Source organism: Sulfurisphaera ohwakuensis (assembly GCF_009729055.1).
Classification (GTDB): Archaea; Thermoproteota; Thermoprotei_A; order Sulfolobales; family Sulfolobaceae; genus Sulfurisphaera; species Sulfurisphaera ohwakuensis.
The window spans coordinates 1,894,820-1,914,328 of sequence record NZ_CP045484.1 but is presented as its reverse complement, the minus strand read 5'-3'; the positions used below and the strand labels follow the sequence as shown (position 1 = coordinate 1,914,328).

General features: G+C 33.5%; 26 protein-coding genes. 18 read left to right on the top strand and 8 right to left on the bottom strand.

Annotated elements, in window-relative coordinates:
• Positions 1–6: 6 nt before the first annotated feature.
• Both D1869_RS10610 and lrs14 (D1869_RS10605) read left to right on the top strand, forming a co-directional pair.
• On the top strand, positions 7–363 hold the full coding sequence (locus D1869_RS10610) for a hypothetical protein (protein WP_184651050.1): 357 nt from the start codon (positions 7–9) through the stop codon (positions 361–363).
• Positions 364–426: 63 nt separating this feature from the next.
• The gene (gene lrs14 / locus D1869_RS10605; protein WP_156015075.1) at positions 427–813 is read left to right on the top strand and encodes an Lrs14 family HTH-type transcriptional regulator; all 387 of its coding nucleotides are present in this window, start codon (positions 427–429) and stop codon (positions 811–813) included.
• Here the strand turns inward: lrs14 (D1869_RS10605) and D1869_RS15165 are convergent.
• The gene (locus tag D1869_RS15165) at positions 788–955 is read right to left on the bottom strand and encodes a hypothetical protein (protein WP_184651051.1); all 168 of its coding nucleotides are present in this window, start codon (positions 953–955) and stop codon (positions 788–790) included. The genes lrs14 (D1869_RS10605) and D1869_RS15165 overlap by 26 nt on opposite strands.
• A gap of 51 nt (positions 956–1,006) precedes the next feature.
• Between D1869_RS15165 and D1869_RS10600 the strand changes: the two genes are divergently transcribed.
• Positions 1,007–1,264, top strand: coding sequence for a sulfurtransferase TusA family protein (locus D1869_RS10600; protein WP_156015074.1), 258 nt, complete (start codon positions 1,007–1,009; stop codon positions 1,262–1,264).
• Here the strand turns inward: D1869_RS10600 and lrs14 (D1869_RS10595) are convergent.
• Positions 1,250–1,576 carry an Lrs14 family HTH-type transcriptional regulator gene (gene lrs14, locus D1869_RS10595; RefSeq protein ID WP_052846996.1) on the bottom strand — a complete coding sequence of 109 codons (327 nt, stop codon included), beginning with the start codon at positions 1,574–1,576 and terminating at the stop codon, positions 1,250–1,252. The two genes, D1869_RS10600 and lrs14 (D1869_RS10595), sit on opposite strands and share 15 nt — an antisense overlap.
• 177 nt (positions 1,577–1,753) lie before the next feature.
• On the opposite strand from lrs14 (D1869_RS10595), the gene D1869_RS10590 reads away from it, so the two are divergent.
• Genes D1869_RS10590 through D1869_RS10570 form a run of 5 tightly spaced genes read left to right on the top strand, consistent with a single transcriptional unit; the run spans position 1,754 to position 6,549 of the window.
• Entirely contained in the window at positions 1,754–2,788 is a 1,035-nt protein-coding gene (locus D1869_RS10590) for a lipoyl protein ligase domain-containing protein (RefSeq protein ID WP_156015073.1), read from the top strand.
• Positions 2,785–3,675, top strand: a complete 891-nt coding sequence (locus D1869_RS10585) for a radical SAM protein (protein WP_156015072.1) — start codon at positions 2,785–2,787, stop codon at positions 3,673–3,675. Before D1869_RS10590 ends, D1869_RS10585 begins: the two co-directional genes overlap by 4 nt.
• The gene (locus tag D1869_RS10580) at positions 3,676–4,734 is read left to right on the top strand and encodes a radical SAM protein (RefSeq protein ID WP_156015071.1); all 1,059 of its coding nucleotides are present in this window, start codon (positions 3,676–3,678) and stop codon (positions 4,732–4,734) included.
• The gene (locus D1869_RS10575; RefSeq protein ID WP_156015070.1) at positions 4,731–5,549 is read left to right on the top strand and encodes a DUF8155 domain-containing protein; all 819 of its coding nucleotides are present in this window, start codon (positions 4,731–4,733) and stop codon (positions 5,547–5,549) included. Before D1869_RS10580 ends, D1869_RS10575 begins: the two co-directional genes overlap by 4 nt.
• A 1-nt stretch (position 5,550) precedes the next feature.
• Complete coding sequence (locus D1869_RS10570) at positions 5,551–6,549, top strand: histone deacetylase family protein (RefSeq protein WP_156015069.1); 999 nt, start codon at positions 5,551–5,553, stop codon at positions 6,547–6,549.
• On the opposite strand, the gene D1869_RS10565 is transcribed toward D1869_RS10570, so the two are convergent.
• Positions 6,526–7,878 (bottom strand): DUF1641 domain-containing protein, encoded by a 1,353-nt coding sequence (locus D1869_RS10565; protein ID WP_156015068.1) that lies wholly within the window; start codon positions 7,876–7,878, stop codon positions 6,526–6,528. The two genes, D1869_RS10570 and D1869_RS10565, sit on opposite strands and share 24 nt — an antisense overlap.
• Positions 7,879–7,924: 46 nt before the next feature.
• On the opposite strand from D1869_RS10565, the gene D1869_RS10560 reads away from it, so the two are divergent.
• Positions 7,925–8,242 (top strand): PIN domain-containing protein, encoded by a 318-nt coding sequence (locus tag D1869_RS10560; RefSeq protein WP_156015067.1) that lies wholly within the window; start codon positions 7,925–7,927, stop codon positions 8,240–8,242.
• On the opposite strand, the gene D1869_RS10555 is transcribed toward D1869_RS10560, so the two are convergent.
• The 4 genes from D1869_RS10555 to D1869_RS10540 are packed head-to-tail and all read right to left on the bottom strand — an operon-like array spanning position 8,220 to position 10,822.
• Positions 8,220–8,768 carry a thioredoxin family protein gene (locus tag D1869_RS10555; RefSeq protein WP_156015066.1) on the bottom strand — a complete coding sequence of 183 codons (549 nt, stop codon included), beginning with the start codon at positions 8,766–8,768 and terminating at the stop codon, positions 8,220–8,222. The two genes, D1869_RS10560 and D1869_RS10555, sit on opposite strands and share 23 nt — an antisense overlap.
• Positions 8,765–9,109: a hypothetical protein gene (locus D1869_RS10550; RefSeq protein ID WP_156015065.1), complete on the bottom strand. Its 345-nt coding sequence runs from the start codon at positions 9,107–9,109 to the stop codon at positions 8,765–8,767. Before D1869_RS10550 ends, D1869_RS10555 begins: the two co-directional genes overlap by 4 nt.
• Positions 9,110–9,121: 12 nt before the next feature.
• Positions 9,122–10,435, bottom strand: a complete 1,314-nt coding sequence (locus tag D1869_RS10545; protein ID WP_156015064.1) for a dihydrolipoyl dehydrogenase family protein — start codon at positions 10,433–10,435, stop codon at positions 9,122–9,124.
• A gap of 6 nt (positions 10,436–10,441) precedes the next feature.
• Positions 10,442–10,822 carry a DsrE family protein gene (locus D1869_RS10540; protein WP_010979946.1) on the bottom strand — a complete coding sequence of 127 codons (381 nt, stop codon included), beginning with the start codon at positions 10,820–10,822 and terminating at the stop codon, positions 10,442–10,444.
• Between the two features lie 330 nt (positions 10,823–11,152).
• Between D1869_RS10540 and D1869_RS10535 the strand changes: the two genes are divergently transcribed.
• The 8 genes from D1869_RS10535 to D1869_RS10500 all read left to right on the top strand — a co-directional run bounded on the left by D1869_RS10535 (position 11,153) and on the right by D1869_RS10500 (position 17,586).
• A complete protein-coding gene (locus D1869_RS10535) occupies positions 11,153–11,518 on the top strand; it encodes a DsrE/DsrF/DrsH-like family protein (RefSeq protein WP_010979945.1) in 366 nt (121 codons plus the stop codon).
• A 10-nt stretch (positions 11,519–11,528) separates the two neighbouring features.
• Positions 11,529–11,768 carry a sulfurtransferase TusA family protein gene (locus D1869_RS10530; RefSeq protein ID WP_010979944.1) on the top strand — a complete coding sequence of 80 codons (240 nt, stop codon included), beginning with the start codon at positions 11,529–11,531 and terminating at the stop codon, positions 11,766–11,768.
• A gap of 58 nt (positions 11,769–11,826) precedes the next feature.
• Positions 11,827–12,666, top strand: a complete 840-nt coding sequence (locus D1869_RS10525; RefSeq protein ID WP_010979943.1) for a 4Fe-4S dicluster domain-containing protein — start codon at positions 11,827–11,829, stop codon at positions 12,664–12,666.
• 119 nt (positions 12,667–12,785) lie between these two features.
• Positions 12,786–14,105: a CoB--CoM heterodisulfide reductase iron-sulfur subunit B family protein gene (locus D1869_RS10520; protein WP_156015960.1), complete on the top strand. Its 1,320-nt coding sequence runs from the start codon at positions 12,786–12,788 to the stop codon at positions 14,103–14,105.
• A 54-nt stretch (positions 14,106–14,159) separates the two neighbouring features.
• Entirely contained in the window at positions 14,160–15,257 is a 1,098-nt protein-coding gene (locus tag D1869_RS10515) for a CoB--CoM heterodisulfide reductase iron-sulfur subunit A family protein (RefSeq protein ID WP_010979941.1), read from the top strand.
• A 46-nt stretch (positions 15,258–15,303) separates the two neighbouring features.
• The gene (locus tag D1869_RS10510) at positions 15,304–15,987 is read left to right on the top strand and encodes a hypothetical protein (RefSeq protein ID WP_156015959.1); all 684 of its coding nucleotides are present in this window, start codon (positions 15,304–15,306) and stop codon (positions 15,985–15,987) included.
• Entirely contained in the window at positions 15,974–16,666 is a 693-nt protein-coding gene (locus D1869_RS10505) for a 4Fe-4S dicluster domain-containing protein (RefSeq protein WP_156015063.1), read from the top strand. Before D1869_RS10510 ends, D1869_RS10505 begins: the two co-directional genes overlap by 14 nt.
• Positions 16,663–17,586 (top strand): CoB--CoM heterodisulfide reductase iron-sulfur subunit B family protein, encoded by a 924-nt coding sequence (locus D1869_RS10500; protein ID WP_221267133.1) that lies wholly within the window; start codon positions 16,663–16,665, stop codon positions 17,584–17,586. The genes D1869_RS10505 and D1869_RS10500 overlap by 4 nt, the downstream gene beginning before the upstream one ends.
• On the opposite strand, the gene D1869_RS10495 is transcribed toward D1869_RS10500, so the two are convergent.
• On the bottom strand, positions 17,581–18,036 hold the full coding sequence (locus tag D1869_RS10495) for a hypothetical protein (protein ID WP_156015062.1): 456 nt from the start codon (positions 18,034–18,036) through the stop codon (positions 17,581–17,583). The genes D1869_RS10500 and D1869_RS10495 overlap by 6 nt on opposite strands.
• Positions 18,037–18,198: 162 nt before the next feature.
• On the opposite strand from D1869_RS10495, the gene D1869_RS10490 reads away from it, so the two are divergent.
• The gene (locus tag D1869_RS10490) at positions 18,199–19,431 is read left to right on the top strand and encodes an RNA-guided endonuclease InsQ/TnpB family protein (protein WP_156015061.1); all 1,233 of its coding nucleotides are present in this window, start codon (positions 18,199–18,201) and stop codon (positions 19,429–19,431) included.
• Positions 19,432–19,509 lie beyond the last annotated feature (78 nt).

Sequence of the window (19,509 nt, the reverse complement as noted above, 5' to 3'; positions counted from 1 at the left end):
TAAATTGTGTCTATTGAAAACGAGGCTAAGAAATTAGCTGCAACATATGCTAGATGGCTGAGAAATCCTCAAGAAGCACTGTTTGGTAAGCAAGGAGGAAGAGGGATAGTAATGATTATTTATGATAAGGTTAAGAGTGCTAAAACAAAAGATGAGATAATAAAAGCGTTAGATTTATCTCAATATCCAGACTTAGATAAGGCAACTTATAATGATTTATCTAGGTTTTTTAATGAGCTTATAAATAAAATATCTCAGTTTGATGATCAAAATGCTATAAAATTTACAGTAGAAGCATTTAGGTATTTCCAAATTGCCCTTTTTACAAAAATAGAAGATATTAACAAAGGTTATTGGGCTTAATCTCTTTTTGCTAAAAAACTTTTTTTGATAAAATTTAAATATATGATTTATGAAATATTTTATATGCAACTAGAAACAGAAAGAATAACCTTGCCCTCGGGAAAAGAGGCTAAATTAATAGATGCATTAACTTTTTGTTATGATATTTCAGATACAGAGTTTAAAGTATTGCAAACAGTTATTGAAAAGAAAACTATAACAGAAGATGAATTGGTAGAAATGCTAAAATTATCTAAAGCTTCTGTAAATAGAAGTCTCAATAAACTTGTTTCTTTAGGTTTTATTGAAAGAGAAAAAGTTCAATCAAATAAAGGTGGAAGACCAAAATACCTCTACAAAGCTCTAGATAAAGAAGAGTTGGTGAAAAAACTTACTGAAGATTTTAAGAAATGTTCAGAAATGTTCATCAATACTCTTCCTTCATTTATTCGTTCTTCTTTTGGCAGTTAAAAACAAATTTTTCTGGCTCTCTCATAAAAGCCAATTGGCATATTTCTGTGTCAAAATAATATACAATCTCATTAAACGTTACCTTATATGGTGTACATTCAGCTTCAAAGAGCCTGTTACACACGGGGCAAACAACTTTCATATTCATTAAAAAAGTAAATACATTTTTAAGTTTGCACTCTTAATGTAAGTTATGGAAGTTATTGATGCAACTAACGCAGAATGCCCTGAGCCTTTTATGAAAACAGTAGCCAAATTAATGAGTATTAAATCGGGGTCTGTAAAGGTATTATTTAAAGATCCTAAATGTGTTGATATGATTAAAGAAGCGATAAACTTAATGAATTGCAAGATTATAGAACTTACAAATCAAAATGGTGTTTATTTAATGATTATTGAAAAAGGAGAAGATAGTAAAGAAATTAAAGACGTTAAACTAGGTGGCTGCTAATTCCATTCTTTTTGCGCAGTTAAGCAAGTCATTTCTTATTTTCTCTAGAATATTTGATGAAATAGAATAGTAATACTTTGGTCTTCCAATTTTCTTTCCTTCTGTTTTAGTCCTAACAACAAGACCTAGTTCTATCAATTTCTTTAAGCTATTTTCTACAGTAGTCTTACTTAGCTTGAAAATATCAGCTAATTCTTCAGAGGTTATAGGTTTCTCTATTTCTACCATCTTTAGTAAAACAGCTACATCTGTATCTGTAATTTTATAACAACATCTAATTTCATCTTTTTTGGACTCTAGTTTTTCTTTCATCATAAAATACCTTATCTTTTTTAATATTTAAAAATTTCTCAAAGTTTAAAACGTTAAGGGTTATTTAAAAAAATTAAGGTTATAGTACAATTTTCTTCTCTCGTTATTTCTATAAATTGTCCTAGTTTTCTCCTAATAGAAATCTTTAAATAAATAAAATAACTTTATTTCTTAAGGATGACTACATTTAGATTTATTGTAGAGCGAGGACCTCAGGATCTAATACTGGCTGGAGAGGAAGCATTATTAGAAAGTGTAAGTAACGGTGCACCACCTATTCTTAGGTTTGTAATATTTGATCCAACGGCCGTTTTAATTGGTTACCATCAAGCTGTAGAGCAAGAAGTCAACATAGAGGAAGTAAAGAAAAGAGGGTGGGATATAGGAAGAAGACCTACTGGTGGAGGAGCAATTATAATGGGAAAAGAACAATTAGGTTGGGAAATTTACGCAGAAGCCTCACATCTCGGTTACACTCCAGAAGAGGCAATAAGAAGAGGAGCTGAAGGTGTAATAAAAACCTTAGAAAAACTTGGTATAAAGGCTAATTTCAGGCCTAAAAATGACGTAGAAGTAAATGGCAGAAAAATCTCTGGTATTGGAGCCTTTTCACAAGGTAAATATATAGCAGTTACTGGAACTATTCTAGTGGATTTTGATGCAGAAGCAATGGTTTCTGTGTTAAGGCTTACATCAGAGAAATTAAGAGATAAATTAGCTAAGGACTTTAGAGATAGACTGACATGGGTAAACAGGGAATTAGGTAATAACGTGGAGATGAGTCAAATTATAAGCTTAGCAAAACAATCTTTTGAAGAATCTTTAAATGTGAAATTAGAGGACTCAACTTACACGGAAGATGAAAAGAGATTAATTTCAGAACTTAGAATGAAATATTCCTCTCCAGATTGGATATATAATCTGAGGAAATCACTTGAAGGTGATATTAAATATATTGAGAAGAAATTCCAGGGAGGTCTTATTAAACTTCAAGTTAAAATGGCTGGAGATAAAATGATAGAAGCTGTACTCATAACTGGAGATTTCTTCGTAGAGCCTAGAAGAGCAATTTATGACTTAGAGGCAAGACTAAAATGGTCTAGAGTCGAGGATATAGAAAGAGAAATTAAGGATTGGTATAAAGGCGTTAAAATAATTGGTATAACTGCTGATGATCTTATCAATTTATTTAAGGAGGTCTTGTCAAAATGAGAAAATTATATCTTTATGCGCCAGCATTAAAGAAATATGAGACAGATTACCTTAATTCAGAGAACGGTTGGAAAATGGTATCAGTTACTGGGATAGCATGTGCTTTTAACTGTGATCATTGTAATAGACGTATTTTAGAAGGCATGGAGGATGCATCTACAAAGGAGAAAATGAAAAATGTTTTAGAAAAAGTTATAAAAGAAGGACATAAAGGACTAATATTATCTGGAGGTTCGTCTGTTAGGGGAGAAGTACCAATTTGGCGTTATTCAGATTTATTGAGTAATTATGCAAATAAATTAACTTTCATTGCGCATACTGGTGTAGTTAGAAATCCAGAAATAGCAGAAAAGTTTGCAAAAGCCGGAGTAAAGATAGCATTACTTGATATGGTTGGTGATAATGAAACTATAAGAGATGTGTTAAAACAACCTTTTACCGTGGATGATTATCTAAATTCATTTAAGTATTTGAAGTCAGCTGGAATAAAAATTGCACCACACGTAATTGTGGGTTTGAGTAAAAAAGGAATTGATGGAGATTTACATGCAATAGAGCTTTTGAAGGAAGTTAATCCAGATACAGTAATTATAGTTGGCTTAATGCCATTAGTAGGAACTAGAAATACTAGACAACCTACTCCACAAGAACTGATAACAGCACTAAAGAAAGCTAGAGATGAATTCTCAGTTCCAGTTATGTTAGGATGTGCAAGACCAAGAGGTTCTGCTTATCTTGAGGTTGATAGATTTGCAGTAGATTATGATATTGATGGGATAGCATTTCCAGAAGAAGAGGTTATTCCATATGCAAGAAATAAAAGGGAAATTATTTTTAGTAATGCATGTTGTGGAAATGTTATTTTTGATGTTTTAGGGGTGATTTAAATGTTAAGAATGGTAAGTAGTCCAGATTGGGTAAGGTTAAGTTTCGGAGCAGATATGGTATTAGGTTTTAGTCCAGGTGTTTTTTTACATAATGCGCTAAATACAACAATAAACTTACTACAATACTATCCAGACGGATGTAAAGCCAATTGTTCTTATTGTGGACAAGCTAGAGAAGTAGCTCAAGGTCCTGAGTGTAAGACGTTAATAAGAGTAGAATGGCCATTACGCAGATTAGATGATGTAATAAAGAAAATTAAGGAGAGACAAGGAGATCCAAGATATGGTTTACAAAGAATATGTGTAGGGCAATTAGCTCACCCAAGAGCTGCACAAGATTCTATAGAAATCACTAGAAGAATAAGAGAGGCAGGAATTGAGTTATCTATCTCAGAATTAATAACACCAACGTATACATTTAGACATCATTTAATAGAGATGAGAAAAGCTGGAGGAGATATGGTAGATGTTGCCATAGATGCAGCTAGTAAAAGAGTGTTTGAAGAAACTAGGGGTAAAAAAGTTAGGAGTATGCATAGTTGGGAAAGATATCTACAAGGTATTGATGAGGCAGTCGAAGTATTTGGAAAAGGAAATGCTGGAATACATCTTATTATTGGTTTAGGAGAAACTGAAAAAGAAGCTGTAGACATTATGTGGTATGCTCATTCAAGGGGTGCAAAAATTACATTATTTGCATTTTATCCAGAACAAGGAACTCCTATGGAGAAAGTAAAACCAGCCCCCGTTAATGTTTATAGGAGAATGCAAATAGCAAGATGGTTAATAGAAAATGATTTGGTGGATTATTCAGCATTTAAATTCGATGAAAAAGGCATCTTATTAGATGTTGATATTCCATCTGACTTATCAATTGATGAGTTAGCCCCAGCATTTATGACCTCTGGTTGCCCCGGCTGTAATAGACCCTACTCTAATGAGAGACCTAACATGGAATTTAGGAACATACCATGGTATCCTTCAAGAGAAAAAACATTACAAGCTATAAAGCAAAGTAGACTTCCTACGTTAATAAAACGCTTCGAGCAAAAGCAATGAAGATCTTAAAAGGTAGTCTTTTAAGTTTTTTCTCTAGTGGTTTTCCATCACACGTTAAGATAAAGGCTATTGATCTTAGTTCGCCAGACCAAGAGAATTTTTATTCGCCATTTTCTGGTATTATAGAAAAAATAGAGAAAGTTAAAATCGGAAGGCCAAATAAGTATACAAAAATAGATTATGATGTAGTAATGTATATAAACAGTAATGGGAAGAGAATAAAGGTTCTTCATGTAGAACCATATCTAGAAGAAGGTAGTGAGATAAAGGAAGGTGAAAAAATTGGTAAATTTTTAGAATCACCTTATACTGCTGGAGATTTTAAGCATGCACACATAGAAGGTATTACGTTTAAATTTCCTTCAATAAAAAGATATATAAGTTCTTCGGTTGGTCAAGTTATAAGTGTTGAAAAGGACTACTTTGATGTTAGGATTTTAGATTATTCTGAAGCTGGAAATTATTATGGCTTAGGTTGTTGTGGTGGATTGTTAAACACCAGTTTTCCTTTCGGTTGTTATGGGGGAATAATTGGAGACTGGGACGGTTCCTTATCTTTTCTAGATTTTAATCTAGGTTATCCTTATAAGGTTAAGAGAAAAAATGTAATAATGTTTGAAGGAAAGAAAGGGTTAATAAGGAACTGGGAATTTGAAGCTTCATTTAAAGTGCTATCCAATAAACCTATTTGTGGAAGTTCATTTATTGAAGTTGTATTAGGTTATAATACTCCTCCAATGATAAGAGTATTTAGGAAACCAATTTTCAAAGAGGGGGAAGAGATTAAACTTGAAGACTTAAAGAAGATGATCTGAAATGCTGGGTATTGTATGGGATGATAAATTTAAAGAAATAGCATTTTCCCATCCAATGATTAAGGATATAGCAAAAGAAAGGATTAGAAGATTCATAGAAATAGCAAGGCAAAAGCTTAATTTTATTGAAATAAAGCCAGAAAAAGCTACAATAGACGATCTTTTAAAGATACATGACGAGAGCTACGTTAAGAAAATTGAAGAAGTAAGCAAGTTACCCTATATTGGTTTTCTTGACGGTGGGGATACAATCCATTATCCGGGAATGATAGATGATGTATTGTTAGTCTTAGGAGCATCAATTACTGCAATAAAATACTCTAGATTTATTGAAAAAATTTATATACCATTAGGTGGATTTCATCACGCATTACGGCAAAGGGCTATGGGATTTTGTCCAATCAATGATGTCGCATTTACCGCGTTAGCTTTGCTCGAAAAAGGTGAAAGAGTTGCTATAATTGATGTTGATGCTCATCATGGTAATGGTTTACAAGATTATCTTTACGACAAGTCAATTCTTAAAATAAATATTTTTGCATATGACGGTAAATTTTTCCCTGGAACGGGGAAAATAGAAGAAAGAGGTATTGGTGATGGTAAGGGGTTAAACTATAACGTTCAGCTTCCTTTATATTCTGGCGATGATGTTTTTGAGGAGGCTTTGCGAATTTTAGAGATTGTACCAGATTTTAATCCAACTTATATACTCGTAGTTGGTGGAGTGGACGGACATAAGGATGATGGTTTAAAATCTCTTAATTTATCTTGTAACTCTTATAATCTTCTCGGTTTAAAGGTTAGAAGAATTTCCTTAAACTCTAAAGTAATCGGATATGGAGGTGGTGGATATGGCAAAATGTCGTCTGAGTGTATGGTTTCCTTCTTACTTGGTCTTGAAGGGAAAAGAGAAGAGATAGAAGCAAAAACTTTTTCGGAAAAAGAAAAAATTGAAAAAGTTAAAAACGAGATTAACTTATTGCTTCAAGGCTTTTCCTAAATCTTCAGCAAACTTTAGTAATGCACCCATTGCATAGCTTGTATCCTTATTTCCTAAAGCTCCTACTAATCCAAATGTGCCTACTGGTTTAACACTAGGCAAATCATTAATCCACATCTTTAATGCAATACCCATCTTCTGTGTAATCATGACTAAACCATCTATTAATTGTGGATCTCCCAATACCTCAAAGACTTTCATTAATTTATCTAGAACGCCAGCTTTTTGTAACTCAGCCATTCTCTCTAATAAGGTGAGCATTGATGTCATATCTACTTGAGAAAGTAATTTTACAGTCTTTTCACTTGTTAATTGCTTTAGTAAAGGTGTTAATGCGAGAAGTGCATTTAATGTAGAGTCAATGTCTATTTGTTCTAGTAGTTTTAGTGCTTTGTCGCTGGTTAGTTTTTGTAGTATTGGTGTTAGTTTTTCTGTTGCTCCTAGTAGTGAGTCTATGTCTAGGCTTTCAATAACTTTGAGTGCTTTATCACTAGTAAGCTTCTGAAGTAAAGGCATTAATCTCTCTGTTGCATTAAGTAAACTGTCTATATCTAAGGATTGTAGTAATGAAACTGCTCTATCGCTTGTTAGTTTTTCTATTAGTGGCCATATTGCTTGTATTTTTGTTATTTGGTCCATTCCGAATGATATTAGTGCATTTATTAAGTCAGCTTTCTGAACAGCATCTAGTAAATCAATAGACTGTTGCATTAAATTGATTAACATATCAAGTTGCCCTCTTTTTTGCATTTCTGCTGTCATATTGGCAATTTTATTTAATAATGGGATCATCTTTTCAGTAGTATCAAGCAAATTATCGATGTCTATTTGTTCTAGTAGTTTTAGTGCTTTGTCGCTGGTTAGTTTTTGTAGTATTGGTGTTAGTTTTTCTGTTGCTCCTAGTAGTGAGTCTATGTCTAGGCTTTCAATAACTTTGAGTGCTTTATCACTAGTAAGCTTCTGAAGTAAAGGTAATGATTTTTCAGTAGCAGTGAGAAGAGAATCTAAATCAAGACTTTGAATAAGGTTTAGTGCTCTATCGCTTGTTAGTTTTTCTATTAGTGGCCATATTGCTTGTATTTTTGTTATTTGGTCCATTCCGAATGATATTAGTGCATTTATTAAGTCAGCTTTCTGAACAGCATCTATAAGTGAAATTGCCTGGTCAGTTAATGCAATTAACTGATCTAATTCACCTTTCTTATCTAATTCACCTAGTTTATCCATTAGTTTCTCTATAGTAGGTAAAGAGTCGACTAATTTTGATAGTCTCTGTATGTTTTCTGGTGAGGTTAATTTTTCTAAGGGATCAGTTACTGTTTGTGACATTTTATCTCCACAAATTTATTAACATATTTATTTATATAGTTTAATTATGGCTGACTTTGTAGTAATAACATTTAGTTCCTTAGATTATCTTAAGGATTTGGTGGAAAAATATAAAGATAAAAAATTAGTCGTTACTACTCTTACCTTATCTAAGGCTCTAAAAAAGGGGATAAATCCATTAGTTTACGATAAAATTTGGATAAGGGCTTATTCTCATAAGCCAGTTAAAATTTATGGTTTAGATGAAGCAGATTCTGAATCACTTTTAGTTGCTCAAGAATTATCTGCTGAGTTAATTACATCTGATGAAAATGTGGAAAAAATAGCAAAAGAAATGAAAATTAATGTTGTTCGCTACCCTTAGCTAACATTTTTAATATTATAGTAGGAGGAAAACTACCTGGTATCTCTGTTTTTTCATTTAGTACAATCTTAGGAACATTTAAAACTCTATATTTCTTCCCTAAATCATCATAAGTAGTTACATCAATAATTTCTAAGCTAATATTACTATTAAGTATAGGAAGTTGATATAATAATTCAGCTGCTATAGGGCATTTAGTACAATCTGGTGTTACAAATAATTTTATATTACCATAAATGTTAGCTGCTAATTCTTTTTCCTTTTCATCAAGCTGTATTACATTATTAGATATTCTAACTAGGGCATTTAAAAAGGGCCAAAACTCATTAATTGCAGGAATTCCATAATATGAGAAATATAACCTATTATTTTTGTACACCTTTATATATGGTTTATCACAACCTTCTTTACTAACTATATTTAACTTATCCTTGAAATAATCAAATATTTCTTCAGCTTTACAACCTTCCAATGTTATATCCTTTATATAAGCTAAATATTGAGAGACTATATAATCGTAGCTCATAAAAAGTACCTCAAACTCTCTATTCCTTCTAACGCTTTAATTAACTTTTCTTCTAAATCTTTTCTATCCTTAAACGTCTTTATTATAAACAATACATTACCAGAAAGTTCATATTCTAGAGGTGCTCCTAGACCTTGCGATATTCTTGATGCTCTTGCATACTTAATACCCATAGAAACTAAATCGTCTAATGATTCTTTTCCAGTTGGTAAAGGTATTGGTAATCTTATACTGTTATTCTCTATATAGAACTCATAGTCATCCATTATTATTTTTTCCGTTTTTCCATCATTAACGAGTTGAAATCCCTTCTTTTTTAAGTATTCCTCTAGGCTTGACATTGTTTCTCATTATTATTTATATAAGTCAACATCTAAATCAAATTCTCCTCTTGCCGCATTAACGAGAATCTCACTTAAGGAAGGATGAACGAATATTGTAAAAGCTAAATCTCTGATTGTAACTCTCTTGCGTATAGCTAAAGCCATTATATTTATAAGCTCCTCAGCATTATCACCAATTATTTCTGAATAGACAATAGTACCGTTCTTATCAATTCCTATTAAGGCAAATCCCTCTCTTAACCCTTTTATTATTGCTCTCGTATCAGCATTATAAGGAAACTTAAGAAATTTAACTGCTTTATCTTTCTCTCCTGCTATACCTATTTGTGGATCTGTATAGATTACTTGAGGTGTTCCAGTATAATCCATATATTCACATGTACCTAAGACATTAAGGGAGGCAATAATTGCCTCCATATATGCAACATGTGCAACTTTTTTCTCCTTATTTACAATATCGCCAATAGCATAGATGTTCTTAATATTAGTTTGCATTCTTTCATTAACTATTATTCCTTCCTTTCCAATTTCCACATTTAGTTTTTCAAATCCTTTTGGATAATTTGGTTCTCTTCCAGTGGCATATACTACAATTTCTCCATCAAATACACCTTTGTTTGTATAAACTTTTTCTCCGTATATCTTCTCGATTTTAGAATTCTCTATGATATCTATCCCATCAAACTCTAGTGAATCAATCATTAATTTTCTAGTTTCTTCATGAAGTTCTTTTAATATTTTGCTCCTTGTTAAAAGAGTAACTTTAGTTCCTAATTTTGCAAATATTTGAGCAATTTCAGTACCAGCAACTCCTCCACCAATAATTACCATTGATGAAGGAATAGTATTAAGTCTGACAACTTGATCTTCGCTTATTGCATTTTCAATACCTTCTATCCTTGGAGGTTTAGGTTTGGAACCAGTAGCAATAATAATCTCTTTAGTAGTTAATAGTCTTCCATTGACCTCAACTGTATGATTATCTCTTATTATACCTTCTCCTTCAATTGTCTCTCCACTAGCATTTTCAATCAGTCTCTTACCCGCTGTACTCAAATAGTCTATTATTTCTTCTCTTTTAGAAAAGAAATTATTTAATTTTAAATTAATTTCAATACCCTTATAATTGCCTATTTCAGAAAGGCGTGAATACAAAAAAGAAATATCTGATAAAAAAATACTTGGAACACATCCATAATTTACACAAGTACCTCCAAACTTTTCCTTTTCTACTACTGCTATTTTTTTACCTCTTCTTCCTAATATGACGCCAGCAGTATACCCCGCTGTTCCTCCGCCTATTATTATAACATCATATTCCATGTTAGGTCAGAAGAATAATGCTCTATCAGCATCGAAGAGTAAATCTATTAATGTTGATCCTCCTACAATTTCTACTCCGTCTACTACATCGCTTTCATTCATGTGGCACATATCTTTAAGACTCTGTACACATACATACATTTTAACTCCATTATCTTTTGCCATATCGAAGAAGTGTATGAATGGGTTTCCTCCTTTTCTCCTTTCCTCTTCTTGCCATTTCTTATCTAATAGTTTTGGTCCCTTTATCATAAAGAATACGGATGTTTCATATTCCATCGAAGCAGCTATTGATGCCATGAAAAGAGGTGCGTATGTCCTATCTAAATCTTCTGGACCATGAGTTACTACAACCAATACTTTTTGTTTCTTTTCTCCTTCACTCATACTAAATCCTCCTAAATAATAGTTTAAACACCAACTTAAATTTTTTATCAAACAAATTTACTCAATGAAAGTTTTGACAAAAAATATAGTGCTATAGTTCTTTCACGATAAAAGTATAGAATTATGACGTATATTAGAATAGACATTACTGATTAACTAAGTTTAATTTATACTAAATAAAAGTGAAAATCCTTACGAAATTTTTTTAAAAATGAATATGAGAAAAGCTTATATAATTTGAGATAAAAATGATTATTTGGGTAAAAAACCTTGGCTGAACAAAAGAAAAAACTCTCTATAATCGTTTTCTCTGGTACGATAGATAAGTTAATGCCAGTAGGAATATTAGCATCTGGTGCAGCAGCTGCAGGCTATGAAGTTAACTTATTCTTCACATTCTGGGGATTAACAAATATAACTAAAGCAGGAATTCAGAGACAACCAGCACCAATAGATAAGAACTATGAGCAAATGGGTCCAATGATGATGCAAAAAATGCAAGAAATGAAATATCCAATGTGGTATCAATTAATTCAACAAGCAAAAGAGGTTGGAGAAGTTAAAGTATTTGCATGCAGTACAACAATGGAATTCTTTGGAATAAAGAGAGAAGATTTAGCTGAGTTTGTTGATGATGTAGTAGGAGTAGCAACATTTTTAGATAGAGCTGAAGGAGGAACAACTTTATTCATATGAGGTGAGATGAATGGCCGAAATTAAGATTGCAAAAACATTAGATGTTAAAGGAATGTACTGTCCTGGGCCAGTAATGGAGACTGCAAAAGCAATAAAGCAAATTGGGATTGGTGAGGTTTTAGAGGTTTTAGCAACAGACCCTGCAGCTAAACCAGATATTGAGGCCTGGGCGAGAAGAACTGGTCAACAAATTCTTGATATTCAGCAACAAGGTGGAGTTACAAGAATACTAATAAAGAGGGTTAAGTAAAGGATATTAATTTATTTTTTTAACAAAATTTATAAGTTAGTTTTCCTACTTTTATTTGATGGCAACTGTAAAAGCTATACCTCTACCAGATGATCCAAGAGTTATGGATATGGCTTATGATGTCCAAGCAGTAGAACCAGAAGAACTCAGAAATTTTGAAAGTAATTTAAAGCCAGAGGAAAGAGAACTTGCAATAAAGTATTGGCAAGCAGTAAAATCTGATTTTAGATTTAATGAATATCTAAGAGGTTGCTTAAATTGTGGTGTATGTACTTCTGGGTGTCCTGCAGCAAAATTCTATGATTTTGGTCCAAGAGAAATGATACAATATATGATGAGAGATGCAGTTGATAAAATTTGGGAATTCGTAAATAAGAAAGTTTGGGCTTGTGTACAATGTTATACTTGCTCAATGAGATGTCCATTTAATAACGAGATAGCTGGATTAATAATGTTACTTAGAGAATATGCAGTACAATTTGGTTTACCATCTGCTAAAGAAATTCTAGCACCATATAGAAGAGTCTTATACACTGTAATGACTACTGGTAACCAAGTAACACCAAACATGATTCAACCAGAAGCATTCCCAGATTGGGGTCCACAGGCTGTTGAAGAATCAAAGAATATGGATGTTTATAGAAAGGCAGTTCCAGTTGATTTAATGCAAAGAACTGATATTGGTTGGCAAACATCATTACAGACAGCAGTAGAGTTAATGACTATCTTTATTGAATCTGGTGTACTTGATGCAATAAAGAATGTTGATGAAGACTTATATGAAATGATCATGGACATGTATGAGGAGAGAAAACAGCAGTTAGAAGAGATCAAAGAGAAGTATATGAAAGGAGAGCTTAACGAGGACGAATTACCCGATAATTGGATGGATTTATAAGTTAAAAATATTTTTTGTATTATTTAATTGAAATTTAGCTAATTTACATGTTCTCATAAAATGTTTAAAATAAAAATTTATATATGACAAAAAACATAGGTGTATGTAAAGGTGGTAAAATGGTTACTCAAGAAGAAAAAAAGCTACATGAGGAGATAAAAGAAGCTTTTCCTTATGCAGATGACGTGGATTGGAATGAGGTATATCAAAGGATTATTTATAGGTATAGTACTCCACACGGCTTACAACATATCAAGGAAGAATTATACAAGTTAGAGGATGAAGGAGAGATAATTGTTCATCATATTAAGCCTAATAATAACCCAGTTGAGGTACAAACGTTAAATGGAATGCCAAAGAAGATACCTACAACAAGATTATGGAACCATAAGAGCTGTGGCCAATGTGGGCATATTCCCGGTTATCCAACATCTGTATTCTGGATAATGAACAAACTAGAAATTGATTACTTAGATGAACCTCATCAAACTTCATGTACGGGTTGGAACTATCATGCTTCTGGTGCTTCAAACCCAGTTGCTTTAGCTGGTGTATATGTAAGAAACATGTGGAGAGCTTATGAGACCGGTTACTTCCCATTAATTCACTGTGGTACATCATTTGGTCATTACAAAGAAGTTAGGAACATGATAATATTACATAAAGAGATAAGAGACAAGTTAAGGCCAATAATGAGAAAATTAGACATGGATATTGTAGTCCCAGAGGAAGTTGTACACTATTCAGAATGGTTATATGTAATGAGCAAGAAAGCTGCTCAACATAAAAAATATGATTTAAGCAATATTAGAGCAGCAGTTCATACACCATGTCACGTTTATAAGTTAGTTCCTGAGGATACGGTTTATGATCCTGCAGTCTTTGAAGGAAGAAGGCCAGCAGCTCCAACTGGGACCGTAATGAACTTTGGAGCTAAGATTGTTGATTACTCAACTTGGTGGGACTGTTGTGGATTTGGATTTAGACACATATTAACAGAAAGAGAATTTAGCAGAAGCTTTGCACTATTCAAGAAAGTAATTCCAGCAGTTGAAGAAGGCCATGCTGATGTATTTGTAACATCTGATACTGGATGTGTAACAACATTAGACAAGAGCCAGTGGGCTGGTAAAGCCCATGGATTTAACTATAACTTACCAGTATTAGCGGATGCACAATTTGCAGCAATAATGATGGGTGCAGATCCCTATAAGATTGGACAAATACACTGGCATGCAACAGATGTTGAAGGTTTCTTAAGAAAAGTTGGTGTACCAGTTGATGAATACAAAGAACAATTCTTACAATACTTAGCAGACTTAAGAGAAGGAAAAGCACAGCCAGAATACTTATACAAACCACACAGAAAGATTGATTTCTACCTAGCTTTACCAGACAGAGTGAAATGGTATAAAGGTGAGCAAGCTGTTCAAAAGTGAAAAGCAAAGTTTTTTAAATTATTTTTATTTAATTAATATGTAGTTGGTGAAAAAATGGCTGGTGAAAAAGTTCTCGTAATTGGAGCTGGTCCCGCTGGATTATCTGCTACAAAGGAATTGGCTAATTTAGGTGTTAACGTAGTTTTAGTAGAGAGAGAAGCTTTTCTTGGTGGTACTCCAAAAAGATTGAAATATAGCCTATTATTCCCAGAATTAAGGCCTGCCTCAGAAGTAATTGATCCTCTAATTAAATCAGTCCAGGAAAATAAAAATGTTAAAATTTACCTAGAAAGTATAGTTGATAGTGTAAAACAAGAGGGTAATGGATTTACTGTGAATATTAAGGATAAGAGCGGAAAAATTACTACAGAAAAAGTAAATGCAATTATAGCTGCTTCAGGTTTTGAACATTTTGATTCTAGGAGAAAATATGAGTATGGTTATGGGATAATACCAAACATTTATCAAATCTCTGATATTGAAGGTATGCTTTCAGAAAATAGATTAGTAACTACAAAGGGTACACCACCAAAAAGAGTTGCAATCTTATTATGTGTTGGTTCAAGAGACGCCACTGTAGGAAATACTTATTGTTCAAGAGTCTGTTGTGCCGTATCAATTAAGCAAGCAATGGAAATTAAGCAAAGGATTCCAGATGCGGTTGTTCACATTTATTATATGGATATAAGAACTTATGGATTAATGGAGGATAAACTATACTGGAAAGCACAATTAGACTACAGAGTGGGATTCATAAGAGGAAGAATTTCAGAATTCATGAGAGGCCCCAATGACACTGTGATAATTAAAGGAGAAGATACAATGAACTTGAATAGAGCATTAGTAGTTCCATATGATATGGTAATATTAGCTAACGGTATGGAACTAGGTTTAGGTTCAAAACAAGTAGCTAAAGTTTTAGGACTAGAGTTTGAGAGCCACGGATTTGTCAAACCATTAGATCCAGATAGGTTACCAGTTCAATCAACTAAGAAAGGAATATTCCTAGCTGGTGCAATAACTGGTCCTAAGACAATATCAGACTCAATAACAGAAGGATATGCTGCTGCAATGAAGGCTTATGAATATATTATGAAGGGCACATGGGAGGAACCAGTAAAGGTAGCTACTGCTGAGGTGGCTCATCATTAACATGATTTTTTTAAATGTTGATTATGTAAAAGATATTTTTAATGCTATGTTAGACAAGGATATAAATAATACTGTATCTGATCCGAAAAAATCCTTATCTCTTATTTTAGATTCAATGAAAATGAAAACTGATTTTCTTAAGAATTTGGATATAAAAACTGAAGAGGATGTAAGAAAATTATTCGAAATTATATTTTATGCAAAGAAATATGTTAATGATGTAATTTCTCAAACACCCTTACCCTTATTATCTAAAGCATATTCTGTCTTAAAGGATACATCTAGATCATATAATGAAAGGGTCGAAGAATTTTCTTCTCTTATAAAAGGAGGAAATAAAAAAGATGTTGAAGACATGGCTAAAGAAATAATTCATTTCCTTGAACCAGAAAAATATCCTCTCTGGACTAGATGGGTCTGGAATAAAGAGAGAAATACTGGTTCAATTACTTACGTACTTAAAGATAATGTTACACTTAAAAATGAAGATGAGTTCTTTAAGGCTTTATCCGAGTTAAAATCAGTTTTAGATATTTTTGGTTTAGATACTGGTAATTATTATCCAACTTCTGTTTTTTTAGTTTATGCATATGTTAGACTCCTAGATTATACAACTCATCTTGCAATTGATAAGAAAGCCGCGGGGCTCCTCCCCACACATCTCACAACTACAGCTTTAGTTCTCGGGTTAAAACCCTTTATTAAGGTGATTAAATATGCCCATTCCTGAATTAGAAAAACCTATTATAAAAGGAGTAATTCAAAAAGATAAAGTAATAGTAGATGGAGTAGAACTAGACGGAACATGGAATGCATTCCTTATAGAGAGGACTCAAACTGGTTATGATCCCTCAGTGTGGGATGAAATAGCTAATACCTTAGAAGGCTATACAATAAGTGCATGCTGGCAATGCGGTACATGTACATCTGGTTGTACTATGAGGGAGTACGATCCAAATTATAGTCCTAGAAGGTTTATAGATTTGGCTAGAAAAGGTGATAAACAAGCATTAATAGAATTACAAAATAGTTTATGGAGATGCGTATCATGTCAGAAGTGTACTCATAGGTGTCCAAAAGGTGTATTGGTAGAGGAAGTTGTTCATGCTATACACAATTATCTCTTAAAACATGGTTTAGTAAAGAAGGATCCAGGCACAGTATTCGATGAATTATTCCTAGAAACTGTAATAAACAATGGTGGTAGAATATCAGAATTAACTTTAGGTGCAGCATCAGCAAAAGCTGGTTTTGTATCACTCAGCTTGAAAGATCTTATAGTTATGGGTGGTGCAATGTTAAGATCTGGTTTAGTAAAAGATTTACTTAAGCCAAATAGAGTAAAGAATTGGGACAGAATAAAGAAAGTATTAGAGGAGGCAATGCAGGAGGAGGTGAAACCAGAATGAGTATTAGAATCAATAATCCTTATGGTAAAGTAGCATTCTATCCAGGCTGTTCATTAGACGGCATGGGTAAGCCTTATGATGTATCATTAGCGTTAGTTGCTAAGGATTTAGGATTAGAATATGAGAAAATTGAGGATTATAACTGCTGTGGTGCTTTAGAGGTAAAGAATGTTAATACAATGGCTGGTTTATTATTACCAGCGAGGAACTTATCACTAGCAAGACAAATGGGTGCAGATACTGTAATGTCAGCATGTCCAGGTTGTCATTACTCTTTATCAAGAACCCACTATTACATGACGAAGTATCCAAAACTAAGGGAGAAGGTTAATGCGTATTTAGAAAAGATGGGTGAAAAAGGTTATGATATGAAACTCTTAATGATTCATGCTGTAGAGTTTATCTATAATACTGTAGGACCAGAGGGAGTTAAGGCTAGAGTAAAGAGACCATTAAATGGATTAAAAGTTGCGCCATATTATGGTTGTCTATATGCAAGACCAAAGCAATACATACTTACTGGATATATGAAGATAAAAGATGATCCAGAAAGACCATTCTTCATGGATAAACTACTAGAAGCTACGGGTGCAGAAGTAGTCCCATTTGAGGCAAAGACAATGTGCTGTGGTGGTCCTCACGTTTACTCTGATATAAATGTTGCATTAAACTTAGAAGCTAGAATACTTAAAGAAGCTAGAAGAAATGGGGCTGAATTGTTAATAGTTGACTGTCCATTAGGTGGAGTTGCTTTTGAGACTAACATGAACAAAATTGCTGAAATTTACGGCGAAGATTTAAGAATGCCAGTAGTTTACTTTAGCCAATTATTAGCTTTTGCATTTGGCCATTCTCCAGAAGAAGCATTATTAAATGCTAACTTAACAAACCCAATGACAGTATTAAAGAGATATTTATAAATTATTTTGTTTTTTCTCTTCATTCTCTTTATTTTTCATGAACTCTTTTAGCCATTCAATTACTATATCATCGTTATTCTCCTTTAGGAATTGAATATATGAAGTAACAAAATCCTGATAAGATTTGGCTTTGAAATAATTCTTTCTTAAACCCCTAAGAGAAGTATCCCTCTGGATTCTAAAAGTAAATGTTTGTACTCTTTTGCTTGAAAAGACAACTACTGTAGTTATTTTATCTGTAACGATTATTCTGCAGAGGGTTGAGTTAAACAAAGAAACTCTGAATATTATCTCGTCCTTATCACAAGAAAATATAGTTTTATCTTCCTCAAATATTTTTATAATATTTTCATTCTGTTTAACTTTTACTATCTTGTAACCCTCTTCTTCTAATTTTCTCCTTTCTTTTTCATCTTTTACTTTATCCTCCTCAATCAGAATTCCTTCCACAGAGATAAGCATGATTCGGCAATAATAATTTTAACTTACGTCATGTTATAATTTTATAAAGTTTAGGGGTTCAAAGGGGGCGAAAAACCTCGCCTTTTAAGGCGGGGATGGATAGCCCCCTTTGTAGAAATATTTTTTAATCCACTCTCGAACATTTTATTAATGCCCAACGTAGGGTTCCGCTTTCGTGCATATGCTGACGATCAAACAATTAGGGCGTTAAAAGCCCAGTTGAGGTTAGCATGTGAGATGTACAACACCCTACGCTGGGCAGATATCTATTTCTACCAAAGGGACGGAAAGGGTCTTACACAAACGGAGTTAAGACAGCTCGCTCTAGATCTAAGAAAGCAAGATAAGGAGTACCAACAACTCTACTCACAAGTAGTACAGCAAATTGCCGATCGTTATTACGATGCTAGGGATAGGTTCTTCAAAGGTCTAGCACACTTTCCTAAGGAGAAGAAACCCCATAAGTACTACTCTCTTGTTTACCCACAAAGTGGATGGAAAATACTTGAGAGCAGGGAAATAAGGACTAAGAGTAGGAAGAATAAGAAGAAGCTGGTGTTATTGAGGTTATCAAATCTCGGCGTGTTTAAGGTCATTGTTCATAGGGACTTCCCGCTTGACAAAGTAAAGAGGGTGGTAGTTAAACTAACACGTTCAGAGAGAGTATATGTCTCCTTCATGGTTGAAGGTGTTGAATTCTCTCAACTCCCAAAGACTGGTAAGGTAGTTGCAATAGATGTTGGGGTAGAGAAACTCCTAACCACGAGTGATGGATTCTATTTCCCTAACTTGAGACCTTATGAGAAGGCACTTGAGAAGATAAGGAAACTCCACAAGGTTCTCTCGAGGAAAGAGTTCTTGTCGAAAAACTGGTTTAAAGCAAAAGTGAAGTTAGCTAGGGGTTATGAACACTTCAAGAACTTGAGACAAGACCTCTATATGAAGTTGGGTAAGTGGTTCGCACAACATTATGACGTTGTAGTAATGGAGGATATAGATGTTAAACAATTGGTGGAGGAGTCAGAAAGGAAGTTGAGGATGAGGTTACACGATGTTGCATTCCATGAGTTGAAGAGAATACTAGAATATCAGTTGGAAAAATATGGAAAGAAACTGTTGTTAATAAACCCAGCATATACTTCAAAGATGTGTGCTAAATGCGGGTACGTAAAGAAGGAGTTAACTTTGACTGACCGTGTGTTCAGCTGTCCTAAGTGCGGTTGGGTTACTGATCGTGACTATAACGCTTGCTTAAACATATTGAAGAGATCGGGGTGGGAGCCACCCTTAGTGCCTGTGGAGCTCCACCCTCTACCCGTAGCGAAAAGCTACGGGCAAGGTGGGGCTATGAAGCAGGAAGCTCCGCCCTTCAGGGCGGGGTAGCTCACATATCCCTAATATCAAAACAAGTTATACAAATTAATCTTAAGTACTTCCGGCCATTTAAGGAGATTTTTACTC